The organism is Streptomyces sp. NBC_00876 (assembly GCF_045207435.1).
In the GTDB taxonomy this organism is placed as follows: Bacteria; Actinomycetota; Actinomycetes; order Streptomycetales; family Streptomycetaceae; genus Streptomyces.
The window spans coordinates 4,073,015-4,088,292 of sequence record NZ_CP108800.1; the positions used below are offsets into that span (position 1 = coordinate 4,073,015).

The 15,278-nt window shown below is 69.3% G+C and carries 14 protein-coding genes and 3 pseudogenes; 7 read left to right on the top strand and 10 right to left on the bottom strand.

Annotated elements, in window-relative coordinates; translation table 11 throughout:
* Positions 1-152: 152 nt before the first annotated feature.
* Positions 153-689 (bottom strand): annotated as a pseudogene (locus OG782_RS17835) (zinc-binding dehydrogenase); the annotation flags it as partial.
* 180 nt (positions 690-869) lie between these two features.
* Here OG782_RS17835 and OG782_RS17840 point away from each other — a divergent pair.
* A complete protein-coding gene (locus tag OG782_RS17840; RefSeq protein ID WP_406452121.1) occupies positions 870-2,501 on the top strand; it encodes an IS200/IS605 family accessory protein TnpB-related protein in 1,632 nt (543 codons plus the stop codon).
* Here OG782_RS17840 and OG782_RS17845 read toward each other — a convergent pair.
* A pseudogene (locus tag OG782_RS17845) lies at positions 2,501-2,842 on the bottom strand (alcohol dehydrogenase catalytic domain-containing protein); the annotation flags it as partial. The gene OG782_RS17840 and the pseudogene OG782_RS17845 sit on opposite strands and share 1 nt — an antisense overlap.
* On the opposite strand from OG782_RS17845, the pseudogene OG782_RS17850 reads away from it, so the two are divergent.
* Positions 2,840-3,339 (top strand): annotated as a pseudogene (locus OG782_RS17850) (TetR/AcrR family transcriptional regulator); the annotation flags it as partial. The pseudogenes OG782_RS17845 and OG782_RS17850 overlap by 3 nt on opposite strands.
* A 131-nt stretch (positions 3,340-3,470) precedes the next feature.
* On the opposite strand, the gene OG782_RS17855 reads toward OG782_RS17850, so the two are convergent.
* From OG782_RS17855 to OG782_RS17865, 3 genes are all read right to left on the bottom strand, one after another.
* Entirely contained in the window at positions 3,471-4,172 is a 702-nt protein-coding gene (locus tag OG782_RS17855; protein WP_406452123.1) for a DUF4232 domain-containing protein, read from the bottom strand.
* A 302-nt stretch (positions 4,173-4,474) separates the two neighbouring features.
* Positions 4,475-5,824, bottom strand: a complete 1,350-nt coding sequence (locus tag OG782_RS17860) for a S41 family peptidase (protein WP_406452125.1) — start codon at positions 5,822-5,824, stop codon at positions 4,475-4,477.
* Positions 5,825-6,024: 200 nt separating this feature from the next.
* Entirely contained in the window at positions 6,025-6,657 is a 633-nt protein-coding gene (locus OG782_RS17865) for a TetR/AcrR family transcriptional regulator (protein WP_406452127.1), read from the bottom strand.
* A 94-nt stretch (positions 6,658-6,751) separates the two neighbouring features.
* Here OG782_RS17865 and OG782_RS17870 point away from each other — a divergent pair, with 94 nt between their 5' ends.
* Entirely contained in the window at positions 6,752-7,714 is a 963-nt protein-coding gene (locus tag OG782_RS17870; protein ID WP_406459127.1) for a zinc-binding dehydrogenase, read from the top strand.
* 172 nt (positions 7,715-7,886) lie between these two features.
* Here the strand turns inward: OG782_RS17870 and OG782_RS17875 are convergent, their stop codons facing one another.
* A complete protein-coding gene (locus tag OG782_RS17875) occupies positions 7,887-8,537 on the bottom strand; it encodes a hypothetical protein (protein WP_406452129.1) in 651 nt (216 codons plus the stop codon).
* Positions 8,437-9,123 carry a transposase family protein gene (locus OG782_RS17880; RefSeq protein WP_406459129.1) on the bottom strand — a complete coding sequence of 229 codons (687 nt, stop codon included), beginning with the start codon at positions 9,121-9,123 and terminating at the stop codon, positions 8,437-8,439. The genes OG782_RS17875 and OG782_RS17880 overlap by 101 nt, the downstream gene beginning before the upstream one ends.
* A 97-nt stretch (positions 9,124-9,220) precedes the next feature.
* Between OG782_RS17880 and OG782_RS17885 the strand changes: the two genes are divergently transcribed.
* Together OG782_RS17885 and OG782_RS17890 are read left to right on the top strand one after the other, a co-directional pair.
* The gene (locus OG782_RS17885) at positions 9,221-9,847 is read left to right on the top strand and encodes an SMI1/KNR4 family protein (RefSeq protein WP_406452131.1); all 627 of its coding nucleotides are present in this window, start codon (positions 9,221-9,223) and stop codon (positions 9,845-9,847) included.
* Between the two features lie 65 nt (positions 9,848-9,912).
* Positions 9,913-10,647 carry a hypothetical protein gene (locus OG782_RS17890; RefSeq protein ID WP_406452133.1) on the top strand — a complete coding sequence of 245 codons (735 nt, stop codon included), beginning with the start codon at positions 9,913-9,915 and terminating at the stop codon, positions 10,645-10,647.
* A 73-nt stretch (positions 10,648-10,720) separates the two neighbouring features.
* Here the strand turns inward: OG782_RS17890 and OG782_RS17895 are convergent, their stop codons facing one another.
* The gene (locus OG782_RS17895) at positions 10,721-10,900 is read right to left on the bottom strand and encodes a DUF397 domain-containing protein (protein ID WP_406452135.1); all 180 of its coding nucleotides are present in this window, start codon (positions 10,898-10,900) and stop codon (positions 10,721-10,723) included.
* Positions 10,897-11,784: a helix-turn-helix domain-containing protein gene (locus tag OG782_RS17900; protein WP_406452137.1), complete on the bottom strand. Its 888-nt coding sequence runs from the start codon at positions 11,782-11,784 to the stop codon at positions 10,897-10,899. Before OG782_RS17900 ends, OG782_RS17895 begins: the two co-directional genes overlap by 4 nt.
* 229 nt (positions 11,785-12,013) lie before the next feature.
* On the opposite strand from OG782_RS17900, the gene OG782_RS17905 reads away from it, so the two are divergent.
* Both OG782_RS17905 and OG782_RS17910 read left to right on the top strand, forming a co-directional pair.
* Complete coding sequence (locus OG782_RS17905; RefSeq protein ID WP_406452139.1) at positions 12,014-12,487, top strand: ATP-binding protein; 474 nt, start codon at positions 12,014-12,016, stop codon at positions 12,485-12,487.
* Between the two features lie 369 nt (positions 12,488-12,856).
* Positions 12,857-14,344, top strand: coding sequence for an alpha/beta hydrolase (locus OG782_RS17910; RefSeq protein ID WP_406452140.1), 1,488 nt, complete (start codon positions 12,857-12,859; stop codon positions 14,342-14,344).
* Positions 14,345-14,549: 205 nt separating this feature from the next.
* Here OG782_RS17910 and OG782_RS17915 read toward each other — a convergent pair whose 3' ends face one another.
* On the bottom strand, positions 14,550-15,086 hold the full coding sequence (locus OG782_RS17915) for a hypothetical protein (protein WP_406452142.1): 537 nt from the start codon (positions 15,084-15,086) through the stop codon (positions 14,550-14,552).
* Positions 15,087-15,278: the final 192 nt, after the last annotated feature.

The following is a 15,278-nucleotide window of genomic DNA, read 5'->3' on the forward strand; positions in this document are numbered from 1 at the left end:
CCGCGGAGGCCGCGAAGCGACCACCGTCCGCACCGGCTCGCCCCTGCGGATGACCACGTGCACCGGGGCCCGGGGCCGGCCGCCGCCCCGTACCGGCGGGCCCCGGTCCGCCGATCCCTGCACCCTGCGCGGGACCCGGACCCGGACTCGGCTCAGACGACCAGGACCCTGCGCCCGCGGGTGTGGCCGGCCCGGCTGTCCACGTGGGCCGCCGCCGCGTCGGCGAGCGGGTACGTCTTCTCGACCGGGATGTGGAGCCTCCCCCGCGCGATGAGGCCGGCGGCTTCCGCGAGCGCGTCCGGCACGCTCCCGGCCACCCCGGAGAACCGGACGCCGAGTTCCGGTGCGGCGAGATCGGCGATGGAGACCACCTTGTGCGGGTCCCCGGTCAGCTCCACGAGCTCCCGGATCACGCCCGAGCCGGCCACATCGAGCGCCGCGTGGACAGGCCCGAGCCGACGCACCCGCTCGACCCAGCCCTCGCCGTACGTCGTGGCGAGGGCGCCCAGGCCACGCAGGTAGTCCTGGTTCGCGGCTCCGCCCGTACCGATCACCGTGATGCCGCGGTCGCGGGCGATCTGCACCACCGCCGATCCGACTCCTCCTGACGCACCGCTGACCAGCAGCGTCTGCCCGGGTTCCACACCGACCTCGCGGATGATGCGCAACGCGGTCTCCACCACGGAGGGGTTGTGAACTGCTGTCGTTCCTATGTATATGAGTGCGTTTTGGTACCCGGAAGTGAGTCCCGTGGCTTGAGGGGTGAGGGTGGGAACGAACGTTTCGGGGTCGAATGGGTGACCTTGTCGAGGATTGTTCGTTGTGCCGGGTGAAGGGTTGCTCGGCAGTTCCGGGGAGGGGGTGTGGTGGTGGATGGTTTGCGTGAGTTGGCTGCGCCGTTCGTGGCGCCGGGTCCGTCCGGAGTGGCGGTCCGGGACCGTCTCAAGCACCTCACCCCGCAGGACCAGCACGTGCTGCGGGTCGTTGGCGCCCACCAGGGGGCTCTGGCCTCGCGTGACCTGAAGGCCAGGTGCGCGGACGGCCCGAACCACAACGCCGAGTCCTGGGCCGGGCGTAAGCGGGAGCTGACGAAGGAGTCGTCATCCAGGATCGCCGGGGCGATCACGAAGGCGAGTCACGATCAGTGGGCGCTCGCCCGGCGCTGCCAGGCCGCACACATCCGCAGTCTTGAGGCCGGAATCAGGACGCTGAAGCACCGTCTGTCGCTCCCGGTCGGAGCGAAGGGCACCAAGCGCGCCCCGGGTGGCTACCGGTCCAGGAGCGAGTGGTTCCACAAATCCCGCCGCCTCCACGCCCTGGAACACCGGCACACTGCCGCAGTGACGGACTGGCAAGCAGGGCGGGTCCGGGTCGTACGGGGCGGGAAACGGCTTCTCAACACCCGCCACCACCTCGCCGAGGCGGGGTTGACCGAGGCCGAGTGGCGGGAGAGGTGGGAGGCGGAACGCTGGTTCCTGGCGGCGGACGGTGAGTCGGGCAAGCGGTACGGGAACGAAACGATCCGCGTCACCCCGGACGGCCGGGTGTCCATCAAACTGCCCGCACCCTTGGTTCATTTGGCCAACACCACACATGGCCGCTACACCCTCACCTCCACCACGGTGGCGTTCGCGCACCGGGGTGTGGAGTGGGCCGACCGTATCGAGGCGAACCGGGCGGTCGCCTACCGCATCCACTACGACACCACCCGGGACCGTTGGTACCTGACCGCGTCCTGGCAACGCCCCACCGTTCAGACCATCCCGTGGCAGGCCGCACGGGTCGCAGGTGTGATCGGTGTCGACACCAACGCCGACCACTTCGCCGCGTACCACCTCGACCCGCACGGCAACCCCGTCGGCGAACCCCACCGCTTCGCCTACAACCTGACCGGCACCACCCACCACCGCGACGCACAACTCCGCCACGCCCTGACCCAACTCCTGCACTGGGCACGGCAGACCGGTGTGGGCGCGATCGCCATCGAGAACCTCGACTTCAGTACCGAGAAGACGAGGGAGAAGCACGGCCGCAGGAAACGGTTCCGGCAACTGATCTCCGGCATCCCCACCGGCAAACTCAAGGCCCGACTCGTCTCCATGGCCGCCGAGCAGGGCTTGGCGATCATCGCAGTGGATCCGGCCTACACCTCGATATGGGGCGGCCAGCACTGGCAGAAACCGCTGACCACCCCGCACCGCAGAATGTCCCGTCACGATGCCGCCGGTATCGCGATCGGGCGACGCGCCCTCGGACACCCGGTCCGGCGTCGGACGGCACCGCCCCCACACGACCGGAGTGATCGTGCGGGGCATCGGACCGTCCAGGCCGTACCAGGTGCACAAGGGCGTGAGGGACCCCGCCCCCGCACCCCCGGACCACGGACACGATCCGTGTCACCGGACGCGGCGAGAACGCGGGCGACCAGGACACCCAAAACCGTTCGGGATGTCCGCAGCGACCAGGCATGGGTCCAAAACTCACTCCTGCTCACTGAATAGGAACGGTATCCGGCGGCCTCCTCGAACGTCAGCCCCTCGGGCATGGCCGCCCACGCCGACAGCACGGCGAACTCGGCGTAGGTGCAGGAGCCTTCGCCGAACACGGCGTCACCGATCGCCACCCCTGCGACCCCCTCGCCGACCTCGTCCACCACCCCGGCGGCGTCCAGCCCGACCCCTGCGGGCAGCTCGACCGGATGCGCCCCCAGGACCTGGCCCTCACGGATCCTCCAGTCGACCGGGTTCACCCCCGCCGCCCGCACGGCGATGCGTATGCGGCCGGGGCCCGCGTGGGGCTCCTCGGCGTCGAGGAGTTACAGAACGTCGGGACCGCCGAACACGTGGCCGTCACCACGCTCTTCTCCCACTTCGCCTCCAAAGAGGCCCTGGTGTTCGAGCAGGACGAGGACTTCGAGCAACGCCTCACACAGGCGGTCACCGGCCGGGCGCCGGACGAGCCGCTCATCCCCGCCCTGCGCCACGAGATCCGCGCCCTGGTGCACCATTGCACCGCCAACGGCGGCACCCCGGTCTGGCGCATGATCGACGCCTCACCCGTCCTGCGGGAGTACGAGGAGACGATGAGGCTGCGCCACGCGGAGTCGCTGGCGACAGCCATCGCCGCCGATCCCGGCGGATGAGGCTGCGCCACGCGGAGTCGCTGGCGACAGCCATCGCCGCCGATCCCGGCCTGTCACGGAGCACGACGGCCTGCCGGACGATCGCGAGGTTCGCGATCGACGCCCATGCGCTGGCCCGGACGGCGTCCGATCCGGACGCCGCGGTGGTCGAGATCTTCGAGATGATCGAGGCGGCCTGGGCCGTCACTTCGCCCTAGCGGGTTGCTTTCCGGGGGCAGCAGCCCCGCACAGTTCCTGGTCCACGAACGCCCTCATCGCCGACTGCGTGTCCGGGCCGCCGGCGCGGCAATCGGGGGCTTCTCTCCCGACCGCGCCCGAACCGCCCGGGTCAGCCGCCCTGGCCGGCGCTGCCGATCGGGCCCACCAGCACCGGGGAGCCGGAACCGTCCGTGACGGGCAGCGAGGCCTGGCCCGGCCAGTCGAGGGTGACCGACTTCGTCTCGTTCGGCGGGGTCACCACCAGCCCCGTGATGCGGACGCCGGAGCCGCCCGTCTCATTGAGCGGGTAGCTGATGTAGAAGTCGATTTCCTTGCCGTTCTTGAGGATGTACGGGTCACCGGGCTCGCCCTTGCGCGTGGCGGAGATGTCCCCCGCGTTGGTCTTCAGGTCGACGCCCGCGAACCCGGAGATCACGCAGTCGGCGCCACTGCCGTTCGTCAAGGCCACCACTACGCTGCCGTCGGGGTCGCCGTCGATGAAACCGTCCTGCGCCGTGATCTTCAGCCCGTCGGTGGTGCACTTGGGGGCCGAGCCGTTGTCACCGGAGCCGGATCCGGAGCCGGAGCCGGATCCCGAGTCGGCGGGGGCGGCCGTGCCCTTGTCGTCGGAGCCGCTGCCGGCGGAGCCCTTCCCGCTGTCCTGATCCGAACCGCCCGAGCCCGAACCGCCTCCCGAGGAGGACGCGGCGGAGGCCGAGGAGGACGACGACGGGTCACTCGCCGCCGCACCGTCGTCGCCGTTCTGGCAGGCGGTGAGCGAGAGACCGGCGGCAACGACCAGGGCGGCGAAGGTGATCCTGTGAGCGCGCATCATTTCTTCCTCAGCATCGGTGAACGGGACCGGCCGCTCCGTACGAGTCGGGTACGAGCGAGCGTTACTGATCCACAAGAGCGGCAGGCCCGCCGCACCGTTCCGCCGAACCACCGCCCAAGACATGCCTGTTACACGCACCGACTGCCGGTACGCCCCTCCCCACCGGGCGCGCCGAACCGGAACCCGCCGCCAGGCCTGCCGGGAGGGCACGTCCCGCCACGGTTGCGCACTCGTACGCGGCCGCCGCCCGCTGGGACAGACCCGTGACCCGACACACCGGACGGACACGTGGCTTCTCCCTACAGCTTCTGCTCCCGTAGCACCGCGACCGCCGCGTCGAAGGCCGAGTCGTGGTCCGTCGCGAACTCCTCCTCGGTGAAGACCGGTGTACGGATGTGGGGCGGGATGCCCGCGCCGTCGAAGGTCCCTCCCCGGCATGTGAGGAACTCCTCGTTCGGGAGCCAGACCGCCATGCCGTTGGGCAGCGTGCGGTCCAGGGCATCCGAGAAGACGCCCTGGGTGTTCTCCCCGATCCGGACGGTCCTGCCGGGCCGGTCGATGAGGGCCTGGGTGAACGTCTCACCCGCACTGAACGTCGTCGCGGCCGTCAGCACGGCCACCGGACCGCCGTAGCGGGGAACCCCGCGAGCGGGCCTCACGGGGACGGGCTGCGGCCGGGTGTACTGGGTGCGCTTGCGGTAGGCGGTGTACGAGGAGTCGGTCAGGCGCTCGGCCAGGTGCAGGCCGAGGGCGTCCGCGCCGCCCCCGTTGATCCGCAGGTCGATGACGAGACCGGTGAGCGAAGCCGTGCGCTCGGCGGTGAACACGGCATCCAGCGCCTTGTCGAGCTCGGCCAGCTCTGCGGCGTACTCATGCCCCTCCTCGCTGCTGTAGCCGGCGAACCCGGAGAGCCGAAGATAGCCCTGCCCACCGGGCAGATCCGCGTAGCTGATCCGGCCGTTCCCGAACTCCCGCAGCGGCTCGCCGTCCAGGTCGCTCCGCACGATGTAGTCCTTCACCTTGGTGTCCAGATCCCCACCGATATCGGCCGTACCCGGGCGGACCTGGGAGTAGCGGCGCTCGCCGTCGAAGACGGTGACGTGCGCGTCGTGCAGCGGCTTCACCATCTCGCTGAAGAGGGCGAAGAGTTCGTCCCTGGACGTGCCCGCGTGCACCTTCGGCCGGTACGTGTCGCGTACGGCATGCCAGTCGATGCCCTTGGCGGCAAAGAAGGGGTAGTTCTCCTCGAAGGACTGCCAGAAGACGTCGAACGTCGTCAGCGGGCCGTCATCGGTTGCGGGCTGCTCGCAAGCGGCCGGAAGCCTGCCGAGCCGCCGCAGTTCCCGGTACCCGGCCGAACCGGACAGCCGCAACGACCCGGACGCCCGTACGGTGAGGAGCGTCCCGTCGCCGGACCTGTACACACCCGGTGCGGTCTGCTGCGCGGGTTCGCCCCTGAGGCAGCCCAACGCGGTGGTCTGGTACTGCTGCAGCCGCCCGTGCGCGATCGACAGGACGGTGCCGTAGCCGTTCACCCGCCAGACGCCGTCGACGGTCGGCCGTGGCGCCGCGGCGGCGGGGACGATCGCCCCGCCGGCAAGGGCCAGTGCTACGAGTGCCGTTGCCGCCCTGGGAATCCCGTGTCGCAAGGTGTTCCTCTCCCTGTACGCGATCTGCGTCAGGGGATCGACGATCGCGGAACGCGCGCGGGGGCGACATCCGGCGGGCTGGTGGATCCACAGGGGGACATCCCCCGGATGTCCAGGTAGGTCCACAACGGCCAAGTGGCCTTGCCCTCAAGGGTAGAAGGGCCCGTGGAGACGGCGAAGCACCCACCGCTCGCCCACGGTCAGGTGCTGTCCGGTGCTGCGGATGCCAGCCGTGCCGCCGGTGGCAGTGGTGTGTGCCGAGGGCAGGCTTCGAACGCCTGGATCGCCAACGCCGCGAAGCGTCGGGAGGCCTTGACCTGGCCGGCGGTCGATGCGGCGTGGATCCCCTTGTTGGCCATGAGTACGAGAATCAGGTCGTCCATGACGAAGTCGGACCGCAGGCGCCCCGCTTCCTTGGCTCGCCGAGCCAGTCCGGCGACTGCTTTCACCGTGTACTCCCGGCCTGCGGCGACATCCTGCACCTCCGGGTAGGTCGACAGGAAAGCTTCGGTGAAGCCTCGATCGCGTGCGTGCAGCTCACAGATCCTCTCGATCACCAGGCACAGGCCACGCCACGGATCGGGATCGCCGCACCCCTCGTCGACAATGGCGCGACATGCGTTCAGCTGGTCCGCGAAGGCCTCGGCGACCAGCACCTGCTTGGTCGGGAAGCGACGGTACAAGGTGGCAGGTCCCACCCCGGCACGCCGCGCGACCTCCCGCATCGGCACGTCCAGGCCATCGGTGGAGAACAGTGCTCGGGCCGCGTCGAGGATGCGTTCGCGGTTGTCCAGCGCGTCGGAACGCAACGTATGAGGCAAACGGTCGGTCACCACTCTCACTTTACCTAAACGGACGGGGGCGTCCGTTACCGTCCGGGACGTAGAAGCCCTCGTGCTTGAGCTGTCCGACAACCTGGAGACCGCATTGAAGGCAATCTCGATCCAGACGTTCGGAGGTCCTGACGGCCTGGCTGTTGTCGACCTTCCGGCACCCGCACCTGCTGCCGGGCAGGTACTGATAGCCACCGAGGCGGTGGGCGTCGGTGGTGTCGACACCCTGATCAGAAGCGGGGCCCTGGCCGCCTACGGCTTCAAGGAGGGGCACATCCCGGGCAGCGAGGTGGCGGGCACCGTGACCGCGGTCGGCGACGGCGTCGACGCGTCGTGGATCGGCGAGCGGGTGTGGGCCTTCACGGGAACCGGCGGAGGCTACGTCGAACAGGCCCTCGCGCCGGTCGAGGAGCTGGTTTCCCTGCCCGTGAACCTGTCCGCAGTCGATGCGGTGACACTCGGCAGCTCCGGCGTGGTGGCCCACTTCGGGCTCCGCCACGCCCACTTCGCTCCGGGGGAGACGGTCCTGGTGCGTGGTGCGGCCGGCAGCATCGGGATCATGACGGTGCAACTCGCCGCTCGCGGCGGCGCCGCCGCAGTGGCGGTCACCACCTCCTCGGCCGGGCGCGGCGAGCGGCTGAGACGTCTCGGCGCGACCCACGTGCTGGACCGCTCCGGCGACGGAGGGGAACCGTCTCCCGCAGGCTATGACGTCATCATCGACGTGGTGGCCGGCAAGGACATGCCCTCGTTCTTCGACCGGCTCAACCCGAACGGCCGCATGGTGGCCGTGGGCGCTGTCGCGGGCCTGCCACCGGCGGACTTCGGCACGAAGATCATGGCGGCGTTCCAGAAGTCGATGTCCTTCGCCGCATTCAGCGCAGCCACCGTCACCGCAGCCGAACGGCGTGCCGTGCGGAACGAGCAGTTCGCCGCAGCGGGCCGGGGCGAGATCGAAACAGTGGTGCACGAGGTGCTGCCACTGGCCGCAGCCGTCCTGGCGCACCAGAAAATGGACGCGGGCGAGGTCTTCGGCAGGATCGTGCTGACACCGTAGTCGGACGTATCCACGCCGGGATTGCCACGAACCCCTTGCAATGGATCACCACCGGCCGCTGCTCGTCACGGCGTACTGGCGGCCGACTTGACGATGCGGCAGACCGCCCCGCTGTCCGGCATCCCCCCAGCGGAAGGCCCACGACCGGCCCTTGCAGACCGCGTCTGCGCCCTCACGCCGATGAGGGTTGACCTGCCGTTTGGCTGCCGCTCAGGGGAGACTCCCACGTGGGATCATGGCGGGACCTTCTCTCCAGGTGGGCAAGCAGGTGCTCCGCCGCGTTGGAGGCCGTGTCTTGTGGCGCGCCGACCGCAGTCAGGGAGGCGGTGAGCCTTGCCCGAGCCGCCTCCGGCAGGTCCGGGTCCGCAAGGAGGGGAAGGACCAGCAGCAGGCGGGTGGCTGTGTCCTGGACGCCTTCGGCCGCGATGGAAGGGTTGTCAGCGATGCGGACCAGTTCGTGCCAAGTCAGGCCGATACCCGAGAAATCTCCTTCCCAGCTGGCGATCTGCTGGGTGCAGCTCCTGTCCGGGTGAGTGAGGAGGTAGTCGGTGCCGTAGTCGCCGACCAGATTGCGGTAGATCACCACAGCTCCGGGACCATCTTCGGCGGGCACTCGGAACGTCGGCCAGCGTTCGGGATCGAAGAGGACCTCGGACATGGCATCGGCATCGGCGCCGTCATCGCCGAACCACTCCGGAGCCGGCCGCTCGGCACATGCCCCGTCACTGCACATCACCAAAAGGTAGTTCGACCAGAAGCCCAGGCGGGCCAGCAGTGGCTCGCCCGCCACCAGCGGGCCGTCGTCGTATCCCTTGATCAGCACCCTCGGATCCTGTCACCAGGCACTGACATGGTCCGATCCGGGATCGGTACGGGGCGCCACCCTGTTGCGGGACAAGTCTTACGGCCTGCCCCGCGATTGATTTGATCGTGTTCTGCCTACGCCTGCCGGAGACGAAGGCTCGGCGTCCGGGGCAGTGCGCCTGCGGGCGGCGGACCTGGGTCTCGGTGCCGTCGATCCGCAGCGTGACGTTCTCGGCCGCGGCACAGGCGAACACGTCCTCCAGTGTTCGTAGCCGAAGGCCGGGCCGGTCGGGCACGGCGAATCCACGCGTGGCCGGCAGCGGACGGATCTCGTGGATCGCCCGCCCGATCATGGAGGAGCCCACGTCGTAGATCGCTCCGAGTGCCTCGTGGGTCGGTCCCGTCCGCAGGCGGACGAGCGTCACCAGGACCCGGTCGGTGAAGACGAGATCGTACTTGGGTCCGGCGCCGGCCTTCCGGCTCCGGGCCCCACGCCGCCGCTTGTATCGGTCTGACTCACATCGTGCATCCCAGCCAGTCGCGAGCTCGGCAATCAACTCTCCAAGATGCTGTGCCGAGATGCCGCAGAACGCACGGTGCGACATCGCAGTACGAGCCTGCTTGTTCTTCACACCTCGAGAACATGGCGGGGCGCTCCCACATCACGGCAGAGTCCGAATCGCTCGGTCTAACCTCACCCGTATGACGACCGACTGGATAGCGGAAGCACAACGCATGGCCCGGGGGCGGCGCTTTGACGAGCTCAGCTCTTCCCCCTCGCGGCAGGGTGCCTGCCCGGCGGCGCCGTTGTCCGAAGTGGAGATCTGCGAAGCGGAGGCGGAACTGGGCATCGCGTTCCCGGACCAGTACCGGGAATACTTGCTCCGGCAGGACGCCGGCGGCGCGGTGAACCGTCTATGCCGATCCACGGCAGGCTGGGGCTGGCATGGGGACTCGGACACCAACTACGACCTGCTCACCACCGCCTTCCCGCATCCCGACTCCTACCGCGCCTATGAGGACGAGCTGGACGCACGCGAGCCGCTGCCGGAGGACTTCCCGGACCCCAGCGCCTACCAGGCAGCGTGTGAGCAGTGGAACGCCGAATACGAGGTGTTCCAGGAGCATAAGACGTCCGGCGCTGTATTCATCCAGGACAACGGCTGTGGCTTCTCGACCCTGCTCGTTGTCACCGGTCCGCACGACGGCTCACTGTGGTTCGACGGCCGGGCCAGCTGCGACCAGATCCTGCCTCTGAACCTGAATGGTCAGCCCGTGTCCTTTACGGACTGGCTCGCGCGCAGGTCCATGGACCTGGTCGGCTGGTGAACGCTGCCAGGCCGACATCCCGCGAGGACGGTGTCGGCAGCCCGGTAAGCCCTTCGGGTGTACGGATGCCTGAGGCCTTCGATCTCCGCGTAGAGCTTCCCGAGGCCCTCACGGGCCCCGCGGCGGCCTGGCGTTTCATCGAGCGGTTCGCTGCACGTCTCGGCGCGCCGGCAGGGCCGGATGACGGCTTCCCGGAGGCCGATCTCGCCGCTGCGGAGCTGCGGCTCGGGTTTCGACTGCCGGAAGCGATGCGGGAGTTGTACTCCAGGTTCGGGCGCCGTCACGACCTGCTGTACGGGTCGAGGCTGCTCCTGCCCCCCGAGGAGTTGGAGGCGGACGGCGCCGCTCTGATGTGGCAGGCGGAGAGGTTCTGGCTGTACCAGGTCGCTGTGCCGCTCGACCGGATCACGGAGACCGACCCGCCCGTGCTGATCGACGGGAGTTCACCGGCGTACGACGACTGGGAGCCGTTCGCCGACCGCTTCTCCGCCGCGTGCGTGGAGACGGTGATGTCGGAGAACTCTCTGTGCGGCGACTGGGGCGGGTGGCGCCGCGAGTGCCTGGCCCCCGACGCCGCGCGCCTTGAGCGGTCGCTCACCCTCATACCGCCGCTGCTTTCCCCCGGCGGCCGGGACAACGCGCACCGCTGGTACGCGGGCGCCGATGTCCTGGTGCACGAGGACCGCTCGGACGAGGAGTCGGAGCTGGGTTGGCTGTACGTCCGCGCGCTGACGCGGGAGGCGTTGGACGGCGTCCGGGCGGCGTTGCCGGGACCGTGGACCGAGACCGTGGACCACTGAGGGCCACGCGCCGAATTCCGGGGTCGGGTTCGGGGTCGGTGGTCCCGTGTTGTGGGCCCGCCGGCGCCGGTACCTATGCTCGGCGCAGGGCCGCCTGGAAGGCGTCCCATGCGGTGGGGGCGAGGAGGAGGACGGGGCCGGCGGCCCGTTTGGAGTCGCGGACGGCGACGGTGCCGGGGATGTTGCGGGCGACCTCTACGCAGTCGTTCTCCAGGGTGCTGTAACTGGACTTGGCGAACTGGAACAACTTCACTCACTCATCCCTTTACCGATGCTCTGCATGAGCTGCATCGAGTCGTGAGGCGACAGACCTGAACGCGACAGGCTGTTGAACATCCCAGCAAACACCGCACTCCGCTCCGCATCCTCGATCCAGATCTCAGAGCGCGGCGTATCCATGTGGACCACGTCCACAGCCTCATCTTCACCGAACGACAAGATATTGAACGGCCCGCTGACCCCGCTGTGCCCGCCTACTCGAAACGGGAGCACCTGGATATGGACGTTGGGCAGTTCAGCCAGCTCACACAGGTGGTTGAGCTGACGCCTCATGACCGCGGAGCCGCCGACCATCTGCCTGAGGGCAGCCTCCCAGATCACAGCGTGCATCAGCAACGGATTGTCGCCGTGTAGCCGCTGCTGACGTCGGGCCCGAGTCGATACCACTGCCTCGACCTGGTCCAGGTTCTCCCACAGCGAGTCCGCCACACCCATAGCCCTGGTGTACTCAGCCGTCTGGAATAGACCGGGGATCAAAGAGAGCTGCCACTGCCGATTCCGGAGTGCGCCGTCTTCCATAGCGATATAGGACGCCGCACCAGGTACCAGCCCGTCGTCCCACCAACCTTTGATCTTTCTGCGCTCACGGTCCGTCTTCGCAATGTCCAGCAGCCCCACGAGAACAGCATGGTCCGTCAGCCCGTACAACTGGCACAGCGCCCGGATATCCGGATCACGGACTGGAACCAAGCCGCTCTCCATCTTGACGACCTTGGTCGCAGTCGCGCTGAGGTACTCAGCCGCCTGCTGTTGCGTCATTCCAGCGTCCAGGCGGAGCCGTTGCAGCTCACCACCCAAGCGACGGCCGAGCACGGTCGATGCCTGCTTGCTGCCTGTGCCGGATCCGGATCTCTGCATGTAGCCCTCCCGCTGATCGTGCTCAGTGTGCCAGCAACTACCCATCAAGCAGTGCCCGTTAGCTCGTTTGAGGAATATATTCCTGAAGCACTTGAGCGTGAGAACTATGCGTCGCTACTGTCGGGCCTCGGCCGCTCACCCTGCGGAACCGTCAGCGGAAGTGCACCGCCCTGCCCAGCGCAGGCGCGGCATTGCCACCGCCCGCACCTCAACAGAGAGGCACGCGACCATGACCGCAACCCAAGAAGCCCCCGCTCCCGAGCCCGAGCCCGACCCCACCCCGGCACCCCCGCTCCAAGAGGACCGCCTCGACTACACGCCCACCGCCCGCAGCGTCACCCTCTGCCGCCGCCGGGCCGCACGGCTGGTCGCCGAGTGGGGGCACCCCCGCTACGCGGGCGAAGCCGCCCTCCTCGTCAGCGAGTTGGCCACCAACGCCTTACTCCACGGCTGCATGCGGGGCCGGCTCTTCCGGGTACACCTCGCCCTCACCGCCACCACCCTCCGCATCGAGGTCAGCGACCCCCGCGGCGAACGACTCCCCGGACTGCGCAAGGCGGGCGCCGACGACTGCTACGGGCGGGGGCTCCTCATCGTCGCCCGGCTCGCCGACCGCTGGGGCGTCGAGCCGCGCACCGTCGGCAAGACCGTCTTCGCCGAACTCACCGTGCGGCAGCGGGCGAACACACCAGCAACTCCGTGACGCGAACGGCCCGCCCAGCGGCGTCCGACATCGACGGCGGAAAAGTTGGAAGCGAAATGGGCGCGGCAGAGGCTCCTGGACGGCCTCGGATGCGCGAGCGAGCGCCCAAATCACTCCCAATATCGGGCTGCCCGTGACGGCCGGTCGTATCGGGTGGCCCTTGCCGCGACGGAGCCCCTCCCCCGGCGCCCGGCCCCGAACGCCTTTCGCCCTGCACCCCGAACGCCCCTGAGCGGCCCCCGATCCGACCCGGAGAAACCCCTGACACGGGCACCGCACGGGCGGCAGCGCACCTAGCGTGGCGGCAGCGTCCCGGCCGGGGCCGTACGCCTGGCACGGGCACAACCGCTCACTCCACCAGGAGGATCCATGCCGTTCAAGGACAGATCCGCGCTGCGGCTCATCGCCACGCGCGGCACGGCCATGGCCGTGGGAGCCGCGATGGCCGTCACCACCGGCCTCGCCGCCGAGCCTGCGGCCCACGCGTTACCGTCCGCGGCAGCCGGGGCCCTGCGGTGGGCACCGTGTGCCGACCCGGCGAAGCCGGGAGCCGAGTGCGCCGTACTTTCGGTGCCGGTCGACTGGGACCGCCCCGCCGGGCCGAGACTCGATCTGGCCGTGGCCCGCCGCAAGGCCACCGACCCCGGCGCACGCATCGGCTCGATGGTGTTCGGCCCCGGTGGGCCGGGCGACTCGGGTGTGGAGATGGTGGTCGGCCGTATCAGCCGGTTCAGCCCCGAAGTCCGCCGCAGGTTCGACATCGTCAGCTTCGACCCGCGCGGCGTGGGCGACAGCAACCCGGTGACCTGCTCCGGCGGACTGCTTGCCGAGCGGCCGTCGCCGGAGCTGGGGAGCCAGGCGGATTTCGACGCCACCGTGGCGTACAACGCACGACTCCGTGCCGACTGCCGGGCCCGTACCGGCCCCGTGTTCGACCACCTCGACACCGCCCGGACGGTCCGGGACCTGGACGCTCTCCGGGCCGCCATCGGCGAGCGGAAGCTGACCTTCCACGGCAGTTCGTACGGCACCCTGCTCGGCGCGCAGTACGCCGAGACCTACCCGCGGCGCGTGCGCGCGATGGTGCTGGAAAGCGTCATGGACCACAGCGTCCCGACCACCCGGGACTTCCTGCGTTCAGAGGCGGCCACGGCCGAGGATTCGTTCCAGGAGTTCGTGAAGTGGTGCGACGGTGCCGCGAACTGCGCGCTGCACGGGCGCGACGTCCGCTCCGTCTGGCAGGGCCTGTTGGACCGGGCCGGACGCGGTGAGTTGGAGGACCCGGCGAAGCCGGGCATGTCGCTGTCGCCTTCGGATCTGGTCAACAGGAACGCGTTCCGGAAGTTCTATGACGCCGACTACGCGGGTCTGGCCACGGTGATCGCGGGGATGGACGCGAGCAGGCCGCTGCCGGCGTCGCCCACCTCGACGGCGCCGCTGCCTCCGGCCACCCCGGTCTTCTGCTCGGACTGGCACCTGCCCGTACGCGACTACCAGGAGTACGCCTCACTCGTCGCCGCGATGAGGAGGACCGCGCCTGATCTGCCCTACCTGCTGCCGATCCACATGGTGGCGGCATGTCTGGGCGCGCCGACCGCCAACCCGCAGCACCGCCTGGCCGCACACAGTGCCCCACCGATCCTGGTGTCCAACGCGCGGCACGATCCCGCCACCGGCTACCCGTGGGCCGTCTCGGTGGCCCGGCAGCTCGGTCGCAGCGGCGTGCTCCTCACCTACGAGGGCCAGGGGCACGGCAGCGTCACCAGCGGCCCCTGCATGGAGAACGCCGTGGACGGCTACCTCACCGACCTGGCAGTCCCGCCTCGGGGCACGACCTGCCCCGCCGTGCCGTCCTGACAGCCGGCCGGTCACGGGCAGGCACAAGGCGCGTCCCTTTGATGAGTGCGGAGGCGATCAAAGAGTGACGGGCCGGCGAGCGGCTGATGCTTCGTCGGGCAGCATGGAGAGGTCCCTCTCCATGGCGCCCTGCGCCTGTAGGTAAGCGGGTACGGAACCGTGGTGGCTGCGAATCCGGAGGAGCGCGCGGCGAAGGCCTGGCCCGTCAGCCCTCGTCCGCACGGGTCAGGGCTTCGGCGATCATGCGGGTGGCGAAGTCGTGGTCGTCGGTGATGCGGTTGATCTGCTCCGCGAGCAGGAAGGCCGTGGCCTCCAGAGGGGTCATCTCCGCCTCGGTCCAGTCCCCGTACTGCTTGCGCCACAGGCTGGGGCTCAGACCGGTGCCCGCGGCGACGACCAGGCCGGCCATGGTGGGGATGGCCTCGGGGCCGACGCTCTTGGGCATCATGCGCATCGAGGCCACGAGGGTGGGCACCACGTACTCGATGACGTCCTTGTCGTGGGCCTCATGAGCCTTCCGCAGCCACGTCGTGAACATGTAGATGAGGGTGCAGGTGCCGTCCAGTACGTCATCGGCGTCCCCGGGGCCCATCGAGGCGATGAACTGCTCGACCAGCGCCCGTTGTTCGGCATCGGTCTCGGCCGTGCCGTCGTACACGCTCTTGAGCCGGGAGTCGATCATCATGAGCGCCGCGCCCACGTCGCCTGCGGGGGCCTGCTGGGGATCGCAACTCGATGACACAGGACGCCTCCTCGGGTAACTGCGTCGGGTGACTCTGCATGCCCGCAGAGTAGTCGGCCCTCGGAGCGGCTCGTGGCCAATCGCCCGGACAGCGCAGACCCGGCCGGACAGTCGATACCGATCAGCGGTTCCTGGTGGACACAGGGGAGATCATGGTCGCGGGCCCGTCGGGGAATACACAGGGGTGGGGGA

What these genes read in the sequence shown, in the direction of transcription:
- OG782_RS17880 (WP_406459129.1), bottom strand. Translation starts at nt 9,123, where the DNA reads ATGTCGCACCGTGCGTTCTGCGGCATCTCGGCACAGCATCTTGGAGAG.
- OG782_RS17890 (WP_406452133.1), top strand. Translation starts at nt 9,913, where the DNA reads ATGCCTGAGGCCTTCGATCTCCGCGTAGAGCTTCCCGAGGCCCTCACG.
- OG782_RS17855 (WP_406452123.1), bottom strand. Translation starts at nt 4,172, where the DNA reads ATGCGCGCTCACAGGATCACCTTCGCCGCCCTGGTCGTTGCCGCCGGT.
- OG782_RS17910 (WP_406452140.1), top strand. Translation starts at nt 12,857, where the DNA reads ATGCCGTTCAAGGACAGATCCGCGCTGCGGCTCATCGCCACGCGCGGC.
- OG782_RS17905 (WP_406452139.1), top strand. Translation starts at nt 12,014, where the DNA reads ATGACCGCAACCCAAGAAGCCCCCGCTCCCGAGCCCGAGCCCGACCCC.
- OG782_RS17900 (WP_406452137.1), bottom strand. Translation starts at nt 11,784, where the DNA reads ATGCAGAGATCCGGATCCGGCACAGGCAGCAAGCAGGCATCGACCGTG.
- OG782_RS17885 (WP_406452131.1), top strand. Translation starts at nt 9,221, where the DNA reads ATGACGACCGACTGGATAGCGGAAGCACAACGCATGGCCCGGGGGCGG.